Annotated in this window: 18 protein-coding genes and 5 tRNA genes; 13 read left to right on the top strand and 10 right to left on the bottom strand. The window is 71.5% G+C overall.

The features are described 5' to 3' along the window. Positions 1 to 100: 100 nt before the first annotated feature. Positions 101 to 3,046 carry a glycoside hydrolase family 9 protein gene (locus KBX50_RS22830; RefSeq protein WP_374224706.1) on the top strand — a complete coding sequence of 982 codons (2,946 nt, stop codon included), beginning with the start codon at positions 101 to 103 and terminating at the stop codon, positions 3,044 to 3,046. 508 nt (positions 3,047 to 3,554) lie between these two features. Here KBX50_RS22830 and KBX50_RS22825 read toward each other — a convergent pair. From KBX50_RS22825 to bioB, 3 genes are read right to left on the bottom strand one after another with little or no spacing between them, the layout of a single operon-like run. Further along, positions 3,555 to 4,058 (bottom strand): GNAT family N-acetyltransferase, encoded by a 504-nt coding sequence (locus KBX50_RS22825; RefSeq protein ID WP_210939655.1) that lies wholly within the window; start codon positions 4,056 to 4,058, stop codon positions 3,555 to 3,557. Between the two features lie 4 nt (positions 4,059 to 4,062). Further along, positions 4,063 to 4,263, bottom strand: a complete 201-nt coding sequence (locus tag KBX50_RS32940) for a hypothetical protein (RefSeq protein WP_307871045.1) — start codon at positions 4,261 to 4,263, stop codon at positions 4,063 to 4,065. Further along, entirely contained in the window at positions 4,260 to 5,255 is a 996-nt protein-coding gene (bioB, locus tag KBX50_RS22820) for a biotin synthase BioB (RefSeq protein WP_093402884.1), read from the bottom strand. Before bioB ends, KBX50_RS32940 begins: the two co-directional genes overlap by 4 nt. Before the next feature lie 164 nt (positions 5,256 to 5,419). Here bioB and KBX50_RS22815 point away from each other — a divergent pair, with 164 nt between their 5' ends. The 4 genes from KBX50_RS22815 to KBX50_RS22800 are packed head-to-tail and all read left to right on the top strand — an operon-like array spanning position 5,420 to position 9,637. Further along, positions 5,420 to 6,556 (top strand): 8-amino-7-oxononanoate synthase, encoded by a 1,137-nt coding sequence (locus tag KBX50_RS22815; protein WP_210939653.1) that lies wholly within the window; start codon positions 5,420 to 5,422, stop codon positions 6,554 to 6,556. Further along, positions 6,544 to 7,281: a dethiobiotin synthase gene (gene bioD / locus KBX50_RS22810; protein WP_210939650.1), complete on the top strand. Its 738-nt coding sequence runs from the start codon at positions 6,544 to 6,546 to the stop codon at positions 7,279 to 7,281. Before KBX50_RS22815 ends, bioD begins: the two co-directional genes overlap by 13 nt. Before the next feature lie 59 nt (positions 7,282 to 7,340). Then, positions 7,341 to 8,963 carry a sensor histidine kinase gene (locus tag KBX50_RS22805; protein ID WP_210939648.1) on the top strand — a complete coding sequence of 541 codons (1,623 nt, stop codon included), beginning with the start codon at positions 7,341 to 7,343 and terminating at the stop codon, positions 8,961 to 8,963. Continuing rightward, the gene (locus KBX50_RS22800) at positions 8,960 to 9,637 is read left to right on the top strand and encodes a response regulator transcription factor (RefSeq protein ID WP_210939646.1); all 678 of its coding nucleotides are present in this window, start codon (positions 8,960 to 8,962) and stop codon (positions 9,635 to 9,637) included. The genes KBX50_RS22805 and KBX50_RS22800 overlap by 4 nt, the downstream gene beginning before the upstream one ends. 21 nt (positions 9,638 to 9,658) lie before the next feature. On the opposite strand, the gene KBX50_RS22795 is transcribed toward KBX50_RS22800, so the two are convergent. The 4 genes from KBX50_RS22795 to KBX50_RS22780 form a co-directional block, all read right to left on the bottom strand. Next, positions 9,659 to 10,411: an ABC transporter permease subunit gene (locus tag KBX50_RS22795; protein WP_210939644.1), complete on the bottom strand. Its 753-nt coding sequence runs from the start codon at positions 10,409 to 10,411 to the stop codon at positions 9,659 to 9,661. Beyond that, the gene (locus tag KBX50_RS22790; RefSeq protein ID WP_210939643.1) at positions 10,408 to 11,337 is read right to left on the bottom strand and encodes an ATP-binding cassette domain-containing protein; all 930 of its coding nucleotides are present in this window, start codon (positions 11,335 to 11,337) and stop codon (positions 10,408 to 10,410) included. The genes KBX50_RS22795 and KBX50_RS22790 overlap by 4 nt, the downstream gene beginning before the upstream one ends. A 98-nt stretch (positions 11,338 to 11,435) precedes the next feature. Continuing rightward, positions 11,436 to 12,614 carry a cytochrome P450 gene (locus KBX50_RS22785; RefSeq protein ID WP_210939640.1) on the bottom strand — a complete coding sequence of 393 codons (1,179 nt, stop codon included), beginning with the start codon at positions 12,612 to 12,614 and terminating at the stop codon, positions 11,436 to 11,438. A gap of 9 nt (positions 12,615 to 12,623) precedes the next feature. Beyond that, positions 12,624 to 13,292: a methyltransferase gene (locus tag KBX50_RS22780; protein WP_210939639.1), complete on the bottom strand. Its 669-nt coding sequence runs from the start codon at positions 13,290 to 13,292 to the stop codon at positions 12,624 to 12,626. 176 nt (positions 13,293 to 13,468) lie between these two features. On the opposite strand from KBX50_RS22780, the gene KBX50_RS22775 reads away from it, so the two are divergent. Continuing rightward, complete coding sequence (locus KBX50_RS22775) at positions 13,469 to 14,371, top strand: hypothetical protein (RefSeq protein WP_210939637.1); 903 nt, start codon at positions 13,469 to 13,471, stop codon at positions 14,369 to 14,371. A gap of 59 nt (positions 14,372 to 14,430) precedes the next feature. On the opposite strand, the gene KBX50_RS22770 is transcribed toward KBX50_RS22775, so the two are convergent. Beyond that, positions 14,431 to 15,006 (bottom strand): TIGR03086 family metal-binding protein, encoded by a 576-nt coding sequence (locus tag KBX50_RS22770; RefSeq protein ID WP_210939635.1) that lies wholly within the window; start codon positions 15,004 to 15,006, stop codon positions 14,431 to 14,433. Positions 15,007 to 15,067: 61 nt separating this feature from the next. Then, entirely contained in the window at positions 15,068 to 15,670 is a 603-nt protein-coding gene (locus KBX50_RS22765) for a TetR/AcrR family transcriptional regulator (protein ID WP_210939633.1), read from the bottom strand. A 175-nt stretch (positions 15,671 to 15,845) separates the two neighbouring features. Between KBX50_RS22765 and KBX50_RS22760 the strand changes: the two genes are divergently transcribed. The 5 genes from KBX50_RS22760 (at position 15,846) to KBX50_RS22740 (ending at position 18,064) form a co-directional block, all read left to right on the top strand. Then, a tRNA-Gly gene (locus KBX50_RS22760) sits at positions 15,846 to 15,918 on the top strand. Between the two features lie 34 nt (positions 15,919 to 15,952). Beyond that, positions 15,953 to 16,023: transfer RNA gene (locus KBX50_RS22755), tRNA-Cys, on the top strand. 15 nt (positions 16,024 to 16,038) lie between these two features. After that, positions 16,039 to 16,113, top strand: a tRNA-Val gene (locus tag KBX50_RS22750). A gap of 137 nt (positions 16,114 to 16,250) precedes the next feature. Beyond that, positions 16,251 to 16,847 (top strand): PadR family transcriptional regulator, encoded by a 597-nt coding sequence (locus KBX50_RS22745; RefSeq protein ID WP_210939631.1) that lies wholly within the window; start codon positions 16,251 to 16,253, stop codon positions 16,845 to 16,847. Further along, entirely contained in the window at positions 16,844 to 18,064 is a 1,221-nt protein-coding gene (locus KBX50_RS22740; protein ID WP_210939629.1) for an FAD-dependent monooxygenase, read from the top strand. Before KBX50_RS22745 ends, KBX50_RS22740 begins: the two co-directional genes overlap by 4 nt. A gap of 82 nt (positions 18,065 to 18,146) precedes the next feature. On the opposite strand, the gene KBX50_RS22735 is transcribed toward KBX50_RS22740, so the two are convergent. Then, positions 18,147 to 18,392, bottom strand: a complete 246-nt coding sequence (locus KBX50_RS22735; RefSeq protein WP_093402891.1) for a DUF6458 family protein — start codon at positions 18,390 to 18,392, stop codon at positions 18,147 to 18,149. 154 nt (positions 18,393 to 18,546) lie between these two features. Here KBX50_RS22735 and KBX50_RS22730 point away from each other — a divergent pair. After that, positions 18,547 to 18,619 (top strand) — tRNA-Gly (locus KBX50_RS22730). Positions 18,620 to 18,659: 40 nt separating this feature from the next. Beyond that, a tRNA-Val gene (locus KBX50_RS22725) sits at positions 18,660 to 18,731 on the top strand. The last annotated feature ends 545 nt before the right edge of the window (positions 18,732 to 19,276 follow it).

The following is a 19,276-nucleotide window of genomic DNA, read 5'->3' as shown; positions in this document are numbered from 1 at the left end:
GAGCCACCTCGCCGCCACCACCACCGCCGGCAGCCGTCCACTCCGACGCGGGCACGCGTCCGGTCGATGCCGTCGGGCACGCATCGACAGGAGTAGTCGCATGCCTCTATCCCCACGGTCGGGCCGCGTCCACGCCGACCGACCTGTGCCGGATCAGCCCTGGCCGCGCCACCGTCCCGACCAGCCCTGGCCCCGCCGGATGCTGGCCGCCGTCACCGCACTCGCCGCCGGCCTCGCGCTCGCGCTCAGCGTACCCGCTACCGGTGCCGCCGCCGCACCGACCGACGGTGCCGGTGCCGCCGCCGCAGCCCCGGCCTTCAACTACGCCGAGGCGTTACAGAAGTCCCTGCTGTTCTACGAGGCGCAGCAGTCCGGGGAACTGCCGGACTGGAACCGCGTCTCGTGGCGCGGCGATTCGGCGCTGCGCGACGGCTCGGACGTCGGGCTCGACCTCACCGGCGGTTGGTACGACGCCGGTGACCATGTGAAGTTCGGCTTCCCGATGGCGTTCAGCGCCACCATGCTGGCCTGGGGTGCGGTCGAGTACCGCGCGGGGTACGCCGCGTCCGGCCAGCTCACCCATCTGCTGAACAACCTGCGCTACGTCAACGACTACTTCGTCAAGGCGCACCCGTCACCGAACGTCCTCTACGGACAGGTGGGCAACGGCGACGACGACCACAAGTGGTGGGGGCCGGCCGAGGTGATGCCGATGGCGCGGCCCGCGTACAAGATCGACGCGAGCTGTGGCGGCGCGGACCTGGCGGGGGAGACGGCCGCCGCGATGGCCGCCTCGTCCATGGTGTTCCGGCCCACCGACGCCGCGTACGCCGACAAGCTGCTGACCCACGCCCGGCAGCTCTACACCTTCGCCGACACGGTGCGGAAGAACTACCACGAGTGCATCACCGACGCGACCAGCTTCTACCGCTCCTGGAGCGGCTACCAGGACGAGCTGGTCTGGGGCGCGATCTGGCTGTACCGGGCCACCGGCGACGCCGCGTACCTGACCAAGGCGGAGAGCGAGTACGACAAGCTCGGCACCGAGCCGCAGACCACCACCCGCTCGTACAAGTGGACCGTCGCCTGGGACAACAAGCAGTTCGGGGCGTACGTGCTGCTGGCCAACCTGACCGGCAAGCAGAAGTACATCGACGACGCCAACCGGTGGCTGGACTTCTGGACCGTCGGCGTCAACGGCGAGCGGGTCCGGTACTCGCCCGGCGGGATGGCGGTGCTCGACTCGTGGGGTGCGCTGCGGTACGCCGCCAACACCGCGTTCGCCGCGCTGGTCTACAGCGACAAGACCACCGACGCGACCCGCAAGGCGCGCTACCACGACTTCGCCGTTCGGCAGATCAACTACGCGCTCGGCGACAACCCGCGCAACTCCAGCTACGTGATCGGCTTCGGCGCCAACCCGCCGAAGAACCCCCACCACCGCACCGCACACGGCTCCTGGTGGGACAGCCAGACGGTGCCCACCGAGACCCGGCACACCCTCTACGGCGCGCTTGTCGGCGGGCCGTCCTCGCCGAACGACGCGTACACCGACAACCGGTCGGACTATGTGATGAACGAGGTCGCCACCGACTACAACGCCGGCTTCACCTCCGCGCTGGCCCGGCTGTCCCAGGAGTACGGCGGCACTCCGCTGGCCAACTTCCCGGTCCCCGAGCAGCCCGACATCGACGAGCTGACCGTGGAGACCACGGTCATGCAGAACGAGACCCGGGCCACCGGCATCAAGGCCATCGTCTACAACAAGTCGGCCTTCCCGGCCCGGGCACTCACCGACGCGAAGTTCCGCTACTACTTCCGGCCCGACGGCACCGGCCCGGTGCAGGTGACCTCCAGCTACACCCAGGGCTGTCCGGCACCGACCACCGCCCGTCAGGCCAGCGGTGACCTCTGGTACGTCGAGGTCGACTGCACCGGGCACACCATCGCGCCGGCCGGCCAGTCACAGCACCGGATGGAGGTGCAGTTCAAGGTCGGCGTGCCCGAGGGCGGCACCTGGAACCCGGCGAACGACCCGTCGTACCAGGCCACCGCCGGGCCGAACCGCAACCTGCCGCTCTACTCCGGCGGCGAGGTGGTGTGGGGCTCGGAGCCCGCGCCGGACGCCCCCGACACCACCCGGCCGACCACCCCTGGCGCCCCGGTGGCCACCTCGGTCAGCTCCCGAGCGGTGAGTTTGACCTGGGAGCCGTCCACCGACTCCGGCAGCGGGATCGACGTCTACCTTGTCAGCACCCGCCAGATCGGCAGCGACGCGATCACATTGAGCAACGCCAGCACCAACTCGCTGACGATCGACGTGCTGCCGGCCCGGACGTACGAGTTCAGCGTGGTGGCCCGGGACAGGGCCGGCAACACGTCCTTCTCGTCACCGTCGCTGAGCGTGACGACTCCCGCCGTGGACACGGGGGACACCGTCCCACCGACCACGCCGGGCACGCCCACGGTCTCCGCCGTCACCTCGACCGCTGCGACGCTGAGCTGGGCTCCGTCGACCGACAACGTGGGCGTCGTCGGGTACCGGATCTACCGTTCGTACCTGGTCGACACCCTGATCGACACGGTCACCGAGCCGACCTATCGGCTGACCGGCTTGACTCCGGACAGCACGACCCCGTTCTACGTGGTCGCGATCGACGCCGCAGGCAACGCCTCGCCGCCCTCGCAGACGGTGATGGTGACCACCTCGGCGCCGCTGCCCACGTCGCCCTGCCGGGTCACCTACGGCACCAACGATTGGAGCTCCGGCTTCACCGCGAACATCACCATCACCAACACCGGCACGACCGCGATCAACGGCTGGACGCTGGCGTTCAGCTTCCCGAACGCCGGGCAGCGGGTCGGCCAGGGCTGGTCGGCCACGTACGCCCAGACCGGTGCGGCGGTGACCGCCACCAACATGTCGTACAACGGCAACCTGGCACCGGGTGCGTCGGTCGGCATCGGCTTCAACGGTACGCACACCGGCAGCAACCCGAAGCCCACCACGTTCACGCTCAACGGCGCCACCTGCACCATCGGCTGACGCGACGACTGGATCACCCGGTCGGAGCCTAGCCGTTGTACAGCTCTCCACGCTGGCATGTCACACAGGACGATCGTTCCTGTGTGACATGCCAGCGCAGAGGCGTCCGCTCGGGAGCGCTGCTGCGTCCGGACCCACTGCGCGGCGGCCGATCTGTGGCTGGCAGTGCGGTGGGTGCAGGCCGACCTGTGGCTGAGGACGACTCCGGCAGGTCGGACACAGCGAGCGATGCTCACTCTGTGTGGCATGGGCGGCGTCGGACCTCTGCCACACTCGCACGCTTTGCTCTGCTTCAACCCACGCAACAGTGCCTGAGCAGGGGCTCCATATCGACTGAAGAGCAAGCAGGCGACGGTCGCCGTCACCGTCGGTGAGCGTTGCGTCGATTGAAGCAGAGCAAAGGGAGCAGAGTGGGGTGACGGGCGGGGGTGGAATGTCACCGTCTGTCAGGAGCAGCGCGTCGGGAAGGAGCAGGCTCCGCCCGGACGAGTCCGGCCGGGGCGTGGCGTCAGCGCAGGTCGTCGGCGAGGAGGTCCATCAGCAGGCCGTCGTGCCAGCGGCCGTCCTCGCCACGTTCGTAGCGGCGCAGCACCCCGACCGTCCGGAAACCCACCTTCGCGTACGCGCGGATGGCGGCGGTGTTCGCCGCCGCCGGGTCGATGGTGAAGCGATGGTGGCCGTGCACGTCGATCAGGTGACGGATCAGCACGCGGATGGCGTCCCCGGCCAGCCCGGCGCCGCGTACCGAGGGGTCGAGGAAGATGTCCAGTCCGGCGTGCCGGTAATCCGGGTCGTCCTCGGCGTGCCACTGGATCGCGCCGACCACCCGGTCGCCGTGCTCGATGGCGTACACCGAGAGGCCCTCCTCGGCGAGATCCGCCTCGACGGCGGCGACCAGGTCGTCGCCGCCGCGCCACCAGCGGCGTACCTCCGGTTCGGCGCGTATCCGCGCCAGGGCGGGCACGTCGGCGGCCGTCGCCGGTCGTAGGGTCACCGCCTTGCCGCGCAGCATCCGCTCAGCTCCGAATCTCGCCGTGTTCCACGCAGATCGCTGACCAGCCGACCGGCAGCACCTGTACCTTCATCCGGCGTCGGCACCGCGCGCAGTATCGGGGCGGCTCCAGTGCTCGGGCCGCCGCACACTGCTCGTGGGCGCCGGCCGCTGCCACTTCCCCGCACCTGTCGCACCAGGTCTGACCAGCCACGGCCGACGTCACAGGGTCGCCGACAGCGCCTTGACCGGCATCTTCAGCTCGTCCAGCAGCTTGAGGTCGTCGGTGGCCGGTCGGCCGAGGGTGGTCAGGTAGTTGCCGACGATCACGGCGTTGATGCCGCCGAGCAGCCCGTCGCGGGTGCCGAGATCACCCAGGGTGATCTCGCGGCCGCCCGCGTACCGCAGGATGGTGCGCGGCATGGCCAGCCGGAACGCGGCGATGGCCCGCAGCGCGTCCCTGCCCTCCACCACCGGGCGATCACCCAGCGGCGTGCCGGGCCGAGGGTTGAGGAAGTTCAGTGGCACCTCGTGCGGATCCAGCTCGGCGAGCTGCGCGGCGAACTCGGCCCGCTGCTCGACGGTCTCACCGAGGCCGAGGATGCCGCCGCAGCAGACCTCCATGCCGGATTCGCGGACCATCCGCAGGGTCTCCCACCGCTCCTCCCAGGAGTGGGTGGTGACCACGTTCGGAAAGTACGACCGGCAGGTTTCCAGGTTGTGGTTGTAGCGGTGCACACCCATGTCGACCAGTTCGTCGACCTGCTCCTGAGTGAGCATGCCGAGCGAGGCGGCGACCTGGATGTCGACCTCCGCCTTGATCGCGGCGACGCCCTCACGCATCTGCTTCATCAGCCGGTCGTCCGGGCCGCGGACGGCGGCCACGATGCAGAACTCGGTCGCCCCGGTCGCGGCGGTCTGCTTCGCCGCCTGCACCAGCGAGGGAATGTCCAGCCACACCGACCGCACCGGCGAGGTGAACAGGCCGGACTGGGAACAGAAGTGGCAGTCCTCCGGGCAGCCGCCGGTCTTCAGCGACACGATGCCTTCGACTTCGACCTCCGGGCCGCACCAGCGCATCCGCACCTCGTGGGCGAGCTGAAGGGTGGCGGACAGGTGCTCGTCGGGCAGATTCAGCACGGCGAGGACACCGGCCTCGTCGAGACCGACGCCGTTGTGCAGCACCTGGTCCCGGGCCTGGTCGAGGATCTCTGGCATGGCACGTACCCTACAAGGCCGCCGCGCCGCCCGGTCCGACCCGGCCGCCCGGTGGCTCAGCGCGGCGAGCCGTACGCCGCCACGCCGGTGCGGGCATCCCGGGTGGTAACTTCGCCCGGCGGAAGCGCCTGACGGGCGGGAACCGGCGGGGAAGGGACGTGGCGGTGGCGGACTGGCTGGCGGCACTGGACCGCCGCGCCGAGCTGCGGGCCAAGGCGGGACTGACCCGCCGGCTGCATCCGCGCGCCGCCGCCGACGGCGTGGTCGACCTGGCCGGCAACGACTACCTGGGCCTGGCCGGGCACCCCGAGGTGGTTGCCGCCGCAGCGCAGGCCCTTGCCGCGTACGGGCTGGGTGCGACCGGTTCACGGCTGGTCCGCGGCTCCACCGACGCCCACCACACGCTGGAGGAGACGCTCGCCGACTGGCTCGGCACCGACCGGTCGCTGGTCTTCTCCTCCGGGTACCTGGCCAACCTCGGTGCGGTCCGCGCGCTGGTGCGTCCCCGTACGCTGCTGATCTCCGATGCGCACAACCACGCCTCACTGATCGACGGCTGCCGGATCTCCGGTGCGGAGACGGTGGTGACCCCGCACGCCGACGTGGCGGCGGTCGCCGCCGCCCTTGCCGCCGCCCCGGGCCGACCGGCCGTGGTGGTCACCGAGTCGGTCTTCTCCGTCGATGGTGATCTCGCCCCGTTGGTGCGGCTGCACGCCACCGCCCGCGAACATGGCGCGTTGCTGCTGGTCGACGACGCGCACGCGGTGGGCGTGGTCGGCCCGGACGGCGCCGGCGCGGTGGCCGAGGCCGGACTGACCGGCGAACCCGACGTGGTGGTCACCGCGACCCTGTCCAAGGCGCTCGGTGGGGCCGGTGGCGTGGTGGCCGGCCCGGCCGAGTTCGTCCGGCACCTGGTGGAGACCGCGCGGACCTTCATCTACGACACCGCCCTGCCGCCCGTGGTGGCGGCCGGGGTGCAGGCCGCCGTCGGGCTGGCGCGCTCCGGCGCCGGCCTGCGCGCCGAGCTGGCCGAGCGGGCCGCCCACGCGGTCGGCCGGCTGCGCGCCGCCGGCTTGGACGTCTCCGCTGCCGACGCCGCCGTCGTCTCGATCACCGCGCCCAGCCCGGAGGCGGCGACGGCGTGGGCCACCGCCTGCCGGGACCGGGGGGTGGCGGTCGGCTGTTTTCGCCCGCCCTCCACCCCCGACAGCCGGTCGAGGCTGCGCCTGACTGTCAGCGCCGGGGTGCCGCGGGCGGACTTCGAACACGCCCTGGAGGTCATCGTGGAATGTGCGCCATGACGGATCAGTGGCGCGGACCGGTGCTGGTCACCGGGACCGACACCGAGGTCGGCAAGACGGTGGTGACCGCGGCGATCACGGCCGCGGCACAGGCGGCCGGGCTGCGGGTGGCGGTGGTCAAACCCGGCCAGACCGGTACGGCCACCGGCGATCCCGGTGACGTCGAGACGGTCGCCCGGCTGGCTGCCCCGATGACCGGTCGTACGCTGGCCAGCTTCCCGGACCCGCTCGCGCCGTTGGCGGCTGCCCGGGTGGCCGAACTGCCGCCGCTGGAGCTGTACAACGCGGTCGACGCGGTGCGGGAAGAGGCCGACAAGCACGATCTGGTGCTGGTCGAGGGGGCCGGCGGACTGCTCGTACCGATGGGCCTGCGGCCGTCGGGGGAGCCGTGGACGGTCGCCGACCTGGCCGTGTCGCTGGGCGCTCCGGCGGTGGTGGTGGCCCGGGCCGGCCTGGGCACCCTCAATCACACCGCGCTCACCCTGGAGGCCCTGGACCGCCGGGCTGTGCCGGCGGGCGTGGTCATCGGCGCCTGGCCGGCCGAGCCTGAGCTGGTGCACTGGGCGAACCTCAGCGACCTGCTGCCGAATCTGCTCGGCGCGCTGCCGGCCGGGGCCGGGGCGATGGACCCGGGAGTGTTCCGGCGCTCCGCGCCGGGCTGGCTCACCCCGGCCCTGTACGGCGTGCTCGACGACTGGCGCGCCTGGGCCGACGAGACCATCTGAACGAGCCGGGCCGACCTGCTGACTTTCGTCAGTGTCGACCTCGAACCGGGGTGGGTAGCGTGACCGCCGTGCAGAGCAGGTGGCGGAGCCGTCCGAATCCGGGCGGAAGCTTCAAGAGGTGGCGCGACCTGCTGCTCTGGGCGTTGTTGGCCGCGCCGTTCGGGTACGTCGGTGCCACTCCGCCGTACTCCCGCGACGCCGTGGTGTCGCTGCTCATCGGCCTGGGCGGGATCGGTGTCGCGGTCGCGGTCAGTCGGCGGCTGCCGCTGGTCGCCCTGATCGTGGTGGTGCTCGGTACCCTGCTCAACGGAAACTTCGTCTTCGCCATCCCGGTGTTCAGCTACCTGGCCGGACGACGCAGTCCGCGTACGCTGCCGGTGGCCGTGGTGTTCGCGCTGATCGCGGCCGGTGGCACAGTGTTCAACCTCGGGCTGCTCGGCACCGGCATGGCCACCTGGTTCATGCTCGCCACGGTACTGCTCTTCGCGGGCGTGTTTCCCTGGCTGATCGGCAGGTACCGGCGGCAACAGGCCGCGCTGGCCGACGCCGGTCGCCGTTACGAGCAGGCCCGCGCGCACGAGCGGCAGGGCGAGGCGGAACGGATCCGGTTGCGTGAACGGGCCCGCATCGCCCGCGAGATGCACGACTCGCTCGGGCACTCGCTGAGTCTGATCGCGCTGCGTGCCGCCGCACTGGAACTTGCCGACGGCCTCGATCTCCGGCACCGCGTCGCCGCCGGCGAACTGCGGGCCAGTGTGGCCGAGGCGACCGAGCGGCTGCACGGAATCATCGGGGTGCTTCGTGAGGAGACCGCTCCGGTCACCACCCGTCCCGCCGGGGAAGACCTCGCCGACCTGGTCGACGGCGCCCGGGAGGCCGGCATGGCGGTGCGGCTGAACCTACGAGACATGTCGTCGAATCCGCATGACGTGCTGCCGGGCCTGCCGGAGTTGACGTGGCATGCCGCATACGGGCTGGTCCGTGAGGCGTTGACCAACGCCGCTCGGTACGCACCCGGTGCCGAGGTGACGGTCAGCCTGGTCCGGCGGGTGGACGGTGTGGTGGTCGAGGTGGTGAACGAGTCGCCGCCGGCCGGTCCGCTGCCGGGACCGCCCGCCACCGGCTCCGGCCTGCTCGCCCTGGCCGAGCGGGTTCGGCTCGCCGGTGGCTCGCTCAGTGCCGGTGCCTGCCCGCAGGGCGGCTTCGCCGTCCGAGCCCGGCTACCCGTGTCAGCCCCCGCCACCAACGCTGATGCCGCGATTGCATCCCGGCCCGACGGGACCGACCTGCCTGATGTGGCTGACCAGCCCGACGTGGCTTCGACCGGCGCGGGTGCTGCCGTCGCCGGTCATCCGGTGGGGGCGGCAGCTCGCCGGCAGGTCCGGCGCAGCCTGCTGGTGGCGCTCGGCGCCCCGGTCGGCCTCGCGCTGGCACTGTCCCTGATCTACTACCCGGTCGCCTCTGTCGGTGCGGTGCTGGACCGGAGCACCTTCGAGGACCTGCGGGTGGGTGCGGCCCGGGGCGACCTGGTTGGCCTGCCGCCCCGGCAGGTCGATCGGCCCGCCGGGGCCCGGCCGGACTGCGAGTACTACACCGACGGCAACTTCCCGTTCGCCCATCCGACCTGGCGGTTGTGCTTCGCCGACGGGCGGCTGGTCAGCAAGGAGCAGACGACCGAATGACGAGTGTCCCGTGGGAGCCGGTGCGGGTGCTGCTGGCCGACGACGAGGCGATGATCCGGGCCGGGGTCCGGGCGATCCTGGCCACCGACCCCGGAATCGAGGTCGTCGCCGAAGCCGGCGACGGCCGGACGGCCGTGGAACTGGCCCGTGCCCACCGACCTCGGCTCGCCCTGCTGGACATCCGGATGCCGAAGCTGGACGGGCTCGCGGCTGCCGCCGAGATTCGCCGGTCGGTGCCGCAGACCGCCACGATCATGCTCACCACCTTCGGCGAGGACGACCATGTGGCCCGGGCACTGGGGCATGGGGCGAGTGGCTTCCTGCTCAAATCCGGCGACCCGCGGGAACTGATCGCCGGGGTGCACGCGGTCGCCGGTGGCGGTGCCTACCTGTCCCCGACGGTGGCCCGCCGGGTGATCGAGTTGGGCGGCGACCGGGTGGCCCGCCGGCCGCTGGCCCAGGATCGGCTGGCCGGGCTTACCACCCGGGAGCGGGAGGTGCTGGCGCTGGTCGGGGCGGGACTGTCCAACGCCGAGATCGCCCGCCGGCTGTTTCTGGTCGAGGGCACCGTGAAGACCTACCTGACAAGCATCTTCACCCGGCTTGAGGTGCGTAACCGGGTGCAGGCGGCGATTCTCGCGTACGAGGCGGGGCTGGTCGAACCAGTCGAGTAGGAACCAGCCCCGCCTGACGTCTCACGCGTCGCGTCTGCGCAACGCCGCTCGCCCGGCGAGCAGTGCCACGGCGGCCCAGCCGGCGAGCAGCAGCAGCCCGACCGCCGCTGGGTACGGTTGCCCGTCGCCGACCAGGAAGTGCCGACCGGCCTCGCCCGGAAATGCGTCGGCGATCCGGTTCAGTGCCGTGATGTCCGGCTCGCGCAACGACAGGGGCACGATCATCAGCACCGCGAGGAGAACCGTCAGGGTGAGCACCGCGCTGCGCAGCACGGCACCGAGCCCGAGCGCCAGGACACCGATCAGTGCCAGGTAGCCGGCCAGGGCGACGACGTCGCGAAGGGTGCCGGCCGTGGGTGTCGTGCCCCACTCGCCGAGCACCGGCGCCGCCACCAGCGCGCCGACCGCGCCCAGCAGCAACCCGAGCCCGAAGGTCACGGTCGCGGCAACCGCCGCCTTGGCCAGCAGTACCCGACCCCGCGACGGTGTGCACTGCAAAGTGGTGCGGATCGTTCCGGTGGTGAACTCGCTGGTGATCATGAGTAGGCCAAGGGCCAGCACGGCGTACTGGACCAGCTCCAGCGAATCGATGAGCACACCGCCCAGCGGGACCACCCCGGTGTCGTCGGTCGGATCGTCGTTGGTGTTGTGGTTGGCGACGTAGATCGCCAGCTGCCCGGCGGTGGCGGCCATGAGCACCACCGCGGCGAGCACCGTCCACCAGGTGCTGCGTACCGTCCGGAGCTTGATCCACTCCGCGCGGATCGTGGTCATGCCGCTGCACCTCCCGCGCCGGCTGCGTACTCGACGTGGTCGGCGGTCAGAGCCATGAAGGCCCGCTCCAGGGATGCCTCGTGCGAGGCCAGTTCGTGCAGCGGCACCCCGAGTTCGTGCGCCAGCTCTCCCACGCGCTCGACGGTGCTGCCGGTGACGGACAGCTCGTCGGTTCCGCAGGACTCGACCAGCACACCGGCGGCGGTCAGCCGGTCGGCGAGGGCAGCCAGGCCGGCCGGTCGCGGGCTGCGGACCCGTACGGCGACTCCGCTCCCGGCGACCACCTGAGCGGTCGGCGCGTCAGCGATCAGCCGGCCCCGGCCGAGTACCACCAACCAGTCCGCGGTCTGCTGCATCTCGCTCATCAGGTGACTGGAGATCAGCACGGTCCGGCCCTCGGCGGCCAGGGACCGGCTGAGCTGCCGGATCCAGCGCACGCCGTCCGGGTCGAGGCCGTTCACCGGTTCGTCGAACATCAGCACCGCCGGGTCGCCGAGCAGGGCACCGGCGATGCCGAGCCGCTGCCCCATGCCGAGGGAGAGCGCGCGAGCCGGCTTCGCCGCCGCCCGATCGTCAAGCCCGACGGTGGCGAGCACCTCGTCCACCCGGCGTTCGGGTATGCCGTTGCTGGCGGCTATCGCGGACAGGTGGGCCCGGCCGGAGCGGGCGGGATGCAGAGCCCGCGCGTCCAGCAGCGCACCGATCTCGTGCAGCGGCCGGCGCAGCTCGCGGTACGACTGCCCGCCGATCAGCGCCTGCCCGGCGGTGGGCCGGTCCAGTCCCAGGATCAGTCGCATGGTGGTCGACTTGCCGGCGCCGTTCGGCCCGAGGAAGCCGGTGACCCGGCCGGGAGCGATGTCGACGGTCAGCTCGTCGACCGCGGTGGTCTCCCCGAACCGCTTGGTCAACGCACGTAACGTAATCATGTCCGGACGGTAGGTCCGCGACGGCTCGACCTGCCGTGCCCGAAAGGCACCACCCGGCACTGACTTTCGTCAACTCACGCTTCGTCAGTTCACACCGGTCAGCGGCGGACGACGAAGGCGTCGGGCATCCGGAAGGTGAGGTTGTCGGGATAGTGGGGCGGACGCAGCACGCGTACCCCGGACAGCAGCGGTGCGGCCTCGGTCACCAGCGTGGTGGCTTCCATCCGGGCGAGTTGGTCACCGACGCAACGGTGCACGCCCGCCCCGAAGGCCAGATGCCGGCGTGACCCGCGCTGCCCCGGACGGAACTCGTCCGGCGACTGCACGATCTCCGGGTCCCGTCCGGCGCGGGCCAGCCACAACACCACGCTGGTACCCGCCCGCACCGCCGTCCCGCCCAGCGTGGTGTCCACGGCGGCGATCCGCCGCCAGGTGACGATCGGTGGTTCCAGCCGCAGCCCCTCCTCCACCACGTCGGCGACCGGCACCGATCCGTCGCGCAGCCCGGCGAGCACCGCCGGCTCAGCGGTGAGCCGGTGCAGCAGCAGGGTGAGGAACTGCGAGGTGGTCTCCTGCCCGGCGACCAGCAGGAAGAACAGCGCGCCGACGACCACGTCGGGCGGGTGCCCGGCGGCGCGCAGGGACGCGGCCAGGCCGTCGCCGGTGGCCGCGAGCTCCCGCAGCAACCGGTGGAAACGACCCACCTCGACGGCGAGCAGGTGCTGTCGGTCGGTGTCCAGCGGCGCCCAGAAGAGTTCCAGCGCCGCGCGGGCGAACTCCTTCACCGCCGCGACGGGTGTGTCGGGCAGGTCGACCAGCCGGGCCAGGACCAGCAGCGGCAGGTCGGCGGCGAGGCTCGCGTGCAGGTCGACAGGTGCGCCGGTGTCCAGGGTGGCGGTCAGCTCGGCGACCCGTTGCCGGACCAGCGCGGACAGCCAGTCCCGTTGGGCGGCCACCCGGGTCGGGTGCAGGGCGTCGGCGACCAGGGCACGGATCTCCGGGTGGCTGACGCCGGCGTTGTTGGCCAGCGTCGGCGGCAGCCGGAACCGGTGGGTGGCGAGCACCCGCAGCGCCGCCACCGGCATCGGGGTGACCGCGTCCAGCGCGTTGTCGGGTCGGAACGTCGTGGGGTCGGTGAGCACCTGGCGGACCAGGGCGTGCCGGGTCACCAGCAGGTGCTCGACGCCCACGTGATCGGCGACGCGGGCCACGTCGGGCCAGTGGGCGACGCCGGCCCCGGATTCTGCCGGGACCTGCTCCCAGCTGCGGAACAGCACGGCGTCACGCTAGTCGCCCGCCTCCGGCCGCCCGGCGCGCAACCGCCACACCGTGGTGCGCTTCACCCGTACGCTCTCCAGCGCCTCGCTGACCGGCACGTCGTAGGTGGCGAGTTCGTTGAAGCGTTCCCGGGGCAGGAAGGCCCGTCCCGGGTCGCCGACCAGCACCGACGCCCCGGCCCGGGTGGCGCGCAACAGGAACCGCAGCACCCGGTTGGCCATCGCCTCGCTGTAGAACACGTCGCCGGCCAGGATCACCTCGGCGTCACCCGCGTCGCCGTCGAGGATGTCGCCGAGTTCGGCGTCGACGCGTACCCCGTTGGCCTCGGCGTTGAGCGCGACGGCCGCGACGGCAAGTTCGTCGACCTCCACGGCGCGGACGGCGGTCGCGCCGGCCCGGGCGGCGGCGATGGCCACCAGGCCGGAGCCGGAGGCCAGGTCGAGTACCCGGCGGCCGGCGACGGTCTCCGGGTGGTCGGCGACGTAGCGTGCCAGGCCCTGGCCGCCGGCCCAGGCGAAGGCCCAGAACGGTGGCGGCCGGTCGCTGCGGAACTCGCCCTCGGTCAGCTCCCACAACCCGATCGGCTCGTCCGCCTGGTGCAGCCGCACCTCGGGTACGAAGGCGACGGGGGCGAGCCGGGCGTGCAGCCGGACGAAGGCGGCGGAGAGGGCGGACATCCGGTGATTGTCCACCGTCACCGCGCCCGGCGTGTCGCGGGTGATCCGTGAGCGGTTCAATACCGTACGTGAAATCGGGCATCTCGCTTCACGGTACGTGCGAACACGCCCGTCTACCGGGTGGCCTCCCGCGCTCCTAGCGTTGCCAATGGAGGCGACCAACGGGAGGACGGATCGTGAAGAGGCTGTGGCGTTACACGCTACGGATCGGGGTGGCGCTGGCATGTCTCACCGGGGTGGACTTCGCCATGGCCGCGCCGGCGCATGCGGCGTTCGCCACCGAACTCGGCGGCCTGCCGGACCAGTTCACCGCCGGTGGGCGGGTGGCGACGGTCTCCGCTGTGGTGTCCCGCGACGACCAGGGCGACTGCATCAAGGTGCGCTGGTCCCTGGTGCTGGGGGTGCAGGGGCTGCGACTGGACCAGGTGCGGGTGGATCGGATCGAGGAGACCGGCTCGTTCCCGGTGGAGGTGCGCGCCGAGGGTGACGCGGCACGGCTGACCGACCGTCAGCTCGACCCGGGCACGCTCTGCCCGGGGCGTACGGTCACCGCGCAGTACCGGATCGCGTTCGACCGGGACGCCGACGGGGGACGGGTGAGCCTCGCCGCTGAGGCGTACGACCGGAACCTGCGGTTGCTGTCCCGTCAGACGGCGACCCGCGAGGTGGTGGGTCGGGGCGCGGAAGCCCGCCCCACGACTGCGTCACCCACCCCGTCCCAGGTACCGACGGTGGACCCGACGGAGGAGCCGGTCGAGGTGCCGACGGTGGATCCGACCGAGGAGGAGAGCGATCCCGCCGACGACGCGGGGTACGCGGGTGGGGTGGCCGACCCGCCGGACGCCGACGCGGCCGGTAGCCAGACCGGCAGCGGGCTGGGTCTGACCGAGGTGGCCTTCCTCCTCGGCGGTCTGCTGCTCTTCCTCGGGGTGGGCCTGCTGCTGCGGTTGCGGCAGCTGACTCGTGAGCCCGAGGCCGCGGTCGACGCCGGCGGTCCGGCGCCCGGGCGTTGGGAACGGCGGTCGGACCCGCGCAGCCGGTGGCGGACGGTGCCCCGCGACGGCGGTTACCTGAGCTGATTCAAACCACGGTGGGGGCGGGCGGCTGACGTCCGTCCCCACCGTGGCGTCCGGTCACGTCACGGGGCCCAGTCGGGGTCGCGGCCGAAGGCAGCCAGGAGGCGGTCCTGTTCACCGGCCCCGGCGGGCAGTTCGACCTCGGGCTGGACGAGTCCGTTGCTCCGGTAGTCCTCGACGTGGCGGGAGTACCAGCGGGCCGCCTCGGCGACCGCGTCGGCGTCCATCGTCGGATCCGCGCCGATCGCCACCGCCAGGTCCCAGCCGTGTACGAGGTGTTCGGCCAGCAGTTGGTGCAGGTACTCCTCGGCGGAGGTGGCGCCGGCCGACAGATGCACCGTCCGGTCCAGGGTGCCCGGGCTGGTCGCGGCGACCTCGGCCTGCGCCGCGGCCTCACGGGCGGTCTGGATCGGGTCGGCACCCAGTTGGTCGCCGTCGTAGCGGTCACCGACCTCGTCGATGGTGCGTCCGGCGAGCAGCGGCACGCTCCAGCGCTCCTCGTTGACCACGTGATTGACAAGTGTCCGGACGTCCCAGCCGGGGCAGGGGGTGGCGGCCGACCATTGTCCGGGGTGCACCTGTTCCACCCGGTCGGTGAACTCGGCCAGGCTGCGCCGGTACGTCTTCAGCAGCTCCATGCCGCCTTTGTTCCCGCCGGTGGCTCGGGTAACCCGCCGGATTCGGTGGCGCAGGTCGCGGCTAGTCCAGCTGCTCGGGATCCAGTCCCAGTTCGCGGGCGGTCACCAGGCGTACCCATTCGGCGAACTGGCGGCGGGAGATCACCCGGTCGTGCACCGCGAGCTGCACCGCCAGGCCGTCCATGACGGCGCTGATCCGCCAGGCGGCCCCGGCCGGGTCGGCGCAGACGAAGCTGCCCTCCCGGACCCCGTCGGCGATCACCGTGGCCAGGTCCTGCCGCCACCGTAGGTCCAGCTTGCGGGAGACCTTCTCCAGTTCGGGGGTACGCAGCGACTCCGCCCAGCCGTCGATCCACATGGACCAGGAGGTGGCGCGCCCGGCCGGGGTGTAGAGGCGCAGGATGCGACGGAGCTTGGTCAGCGGCGGGGCGCTGGAGCGGGTGACCGCGTCGAGCCGGGCCAGATCCTGCTCGACCGCGTACGCGAAGGCCTGGGCGAGCAGTCGTTCCTTCGTGGCAAAGTGATAGAAGACAAGTGCCTGGCTCACCCCGGCGGCCTGCGCCACATCGGCCGTGCGGGTGTTCGCCAACCCGCGCTGCCCGATCACGTCACATGCGGTGCGCAGCAGGGCATCCAGGCGGATTTCCGCCGCACGTCTCGTCACGTCCGTCACCGTATCCGATCGAAACGGATACGGCCGGTCACCAAACCCCTGTTGATCCGCCTTACGACAGTCGGAAGCCGGACAGTTCCGGACTCGCCGGGACGGGAGACCGATTTGGCATCCGATCCACCGCTCGGCTAGAGTTCTCATCCGTCACCGGGTACACCCGGGGCGTGCGGACGTAGCGCAGTTGGTAGCGCATCACCTTGCCAAGGTGAGGGTCGCGGGTTCGAGTCCCGTCGTCCGCTCGGAGCTGCCGCCACGCGTGACGGGGGCAACCTCGGTGGGGTGGCCGAGAGGCGAGGCAACGGCCTGCAAAGCCGTGTACGCGGGTTCAAATCCCGTCCCCACCTCGGTAAGAACAGCAAGGGCGATTGGCGCAGTGGGAGCGCGCTTCCTTGACACGGAAGAGGTCACTGGTTCAAACCCAGTATCGCCCACCAGCAGATCCCGCAGATGAAGGCCCGTTACCGGAGATCCGGTAGCGGGCCTTTCGCATGTCTCCGTCGTACCCCCGCGTGAGCGGGTTGACGCTCTATTGGTCAGTCCTGCATAGTCAGCATTGACTAAGGGAGTGGTGGTGGAGCGACGTCGGAGAGTGCCCAACCCGCTGGCCCTGGCCGTGCTGGCCTGGCTGATGTGGGAGCCGATGCACCCCTACGAGCTGGGTCGACGGCTCAAGCAGACCGGTCAGGACAAGCTCATCCGGTACACCCGCAGCTCCCTTTACATGGTCATCGAGCAGCTCGCCCGGGCCGGGTTCGTCACCGCGCAGGAGACGGTCCGGGACAGCGCCCGCCCCGAGCGCACGGTGTACGCGATCACCGAAGAGGGCCGGCACGAGGTGCACGACTGGCTGCGCTCCCTGCTCGCCCAGCCCCGCGACGAATATCCGCACTTCGCCGTCGCGCTGTCGCTGCTCAGCCTGCTGCCGCCCGACGAGGCGGTCGAGGTGCTGCGCCGCCGGTCGGCGGCGCTGGCCGGCCGGATCGAGGAGACCCGCACGACCATGGACGAGGCCCGCGCCGACGGCGTCGCCTGGATCTTCCTGATCGAGGAGCAGTACGCGCTCGCGCTGCTGGAGGCCGAGCGCCGGTTCGTCACCGAGCTGATCGAGTCACTCAAGCAGCCGGACTATGCGAAGTCCTGGCAGGAGACCATGGGGGGTCGCGCATGACATCCGTCCGAACCGCGTTGGTGATCGGCGGCGGGATAGCCGGTCCGGTGACCGCGATGGCGCTACGTCGCGCCGGAATCGAGGCCACCGTCCACGAGGCGTACCCGTCGGCGACCGAGGGAAGCGGGGTCACCCTGACCCTCGCGCCCAACGGACTGGCCGCGCTGCGCCTGGTCGATGCCGAGCTACCCGTCGAGAGTGTCGGCCTGCCCATGCGACGGACCGTGGTCACCGACGGTCGCGGAGGCCGCATCGGTGCCTTCCCGCACCTGGCGGTGGAACCGGTCACGCTGGGGCTGTGGCGCGACGACCTGGCCCGGGTGCTGCGCGAACGGGCTGAGGCGCAGGGCGTGCGGATCGTGTACGACAAGCGACTGGTCGACGCCGAACAGCGCGACGACGGCGTGCTCGCCCGGTTCGCCGACGGCTCCACGGCCAGCGCCGACGTGCTGATCGGCGCGGACGGCATCCGCTCCCGGGTGCGTACGCTCATCGACCCGCAGGCACCCGGGCCGCAGGTGCTGCCCCTGCTGAACCTCGGTGGCGCGGCCCGGTACGCGGTGCCCGACGCCGATCCAGAGGCGATGTACTTCGTCTTCGGATCCCGTGCCTTCTTCGGCTACTGGGTGCAGCCCGACGGTCGCACCGCCTGGTTCGCCAACGTGCCGGATCGCCGACCGACAAGCTACGCCGAGGCGAGCCGGACTCCACGATCGCAGTGGTTGCACCGGCTCCGTGAGGTGTTCGCAGACGACGTGCCGGCCCGGCAGGTGCTCGCCCACACCGGGCCGGACGACCTGGTTGCCATCGGATCGATCGAGAGCATGCCGTCGGTGCCGCGCTGGCACGACGGTCGGATGGCGCTGGTGGGTGACGCGGTGCACGCGCCGTCACCGAGTTCCGGCCAGGGCGCGTCGCTGGCCGTGGAGAGCGCCGTGCAGTTGGCCCGCTGCCTGCGGGACCACCCCGACGTGCCGGCCGCGTTCGACGCGTACGAGCGGCTGCGCCGTGGGCGGGTCGAGAAGGTGCTCCGGCGGGGCCGGCAGACGACCTCCACCAAGACGGTCGGCCCGATCGCGAAGCGGATGATGCGGCTGATGATGCCGCTGGCGTTGCGGACCTTCCTCGACCCGGAGCGGACGCTCGGCCCGGAGCAGCGCTACCGGATCGACTGGGACGCTCCGGTCACCACGGAACTGGCCGCCGGCCGCTCCTGAGTCATCGAGCCGCGCGCGCCGCGCCGGGTAGACGCGCGGCGGTGGCGGCCACCGTCCGGTGACCGCCACCGCCCGCAGCCGGTCACATCGGCGGCGCGACGTCCCGCCGCTCCTCGACCCGGCGGTACTCCACCGGCTCCTCCGTGGTGGTGGCGACCGTCTGGCGACGGCGGCCCCAGACGAGCGTCGTCAGGATCAGGCCGAGCACGCCGGCGGCCATCAGGATCCAGCCGACCACGTCCAAATCGAGCCCGCCGATGCTGGCGTTGACCGCGAAGGTGAGGATGGCGCCGAGCGCCAACAGAAAGATGCTGGTGCCGATACCCATGACAGCCTCCTTTGTCCGGGGGGTGCGGTGTGCTGTCGGGGAAGGTCTGTACCCGGGGGACGAGCGGCGCAATCACGGTGGGCCCGGGGGCGGCGCCCCCGGCGATCTTGCCATCGGGTACAGTTGGCCCGTTCCCGGCGCTTGACGGGAGCAGGCGGACGTAGCGCAGCTGGTAGCGCATCACCTTGCCAAGGTGAGGGTCGCGGGTTCGAATCCCGTCGTCCGCTCGCGGTCCGGTAACACCTGCGGGTGTCGCCGGTGCACCACGGGCGATTGGCGCAGTGGGAGCGCGCTTCCTTGACACGGAAGAGGTCACTGGTTCAAACCCAGTATCGCCCACTCGAAACGCGTACCCAAGCGCGGCCTGTCATGGCGGTGAATCCGCTGGTCAGGCCGCGTTTTTTTGGTGAGTGCGCACCGCCGGGGGCTTCGGGAGCCGTTGCGGGGCCGGCACTGGTCACCACTGGTGTCAGCGTAGGAGCTGGGGCCTTCCGGGCCCGATGAGCAGTGAGCTCGGCGACACGAAGGAATCTCCCTACGGATCGCGACGGCGCCACCGCTCGTCGTTGTGCATCTCTTCCAGTCCTCAAGCAATCCCACGAGTCCCGGGCACGCGTGTGGTGGTACGGGTGGTGGGTTGAGCCCGCGGTGCTCGTCCTACTCCGAGAAGCCGCGGCGGGCTTTGGCGCATACGTCGTGCGCCCACTGGAAGGTGCGCCAGTCGATGGGCCGGGTCGGCTCATACTGCATAACCGAGTTGATGTTCCCCGGGTTTCTCGGAGCCGTGTTGGTTGGCGTCAGGCTGCGGATAGGGCGATCGGGTGGAGCTTCTCATACTCGATCGGGGTGAGCATGCCCAGTGAGCTATGGCGGCGTTGTCGGTT

It is taken from the genome of Micromonospora sp. C51 (assembly GCF_018070435.1).
Lineage (GTDB): Bacteria > Actinomycetota > Actinomycetes > Mycobacteriales > Micromonosporaceae > Micromonospora > Micromonospora sediminimaris.
Note: the sequence above shows the minus strand (reverse complement) of the source record. Positions and strands in the feature narration are given on the sequence as shown.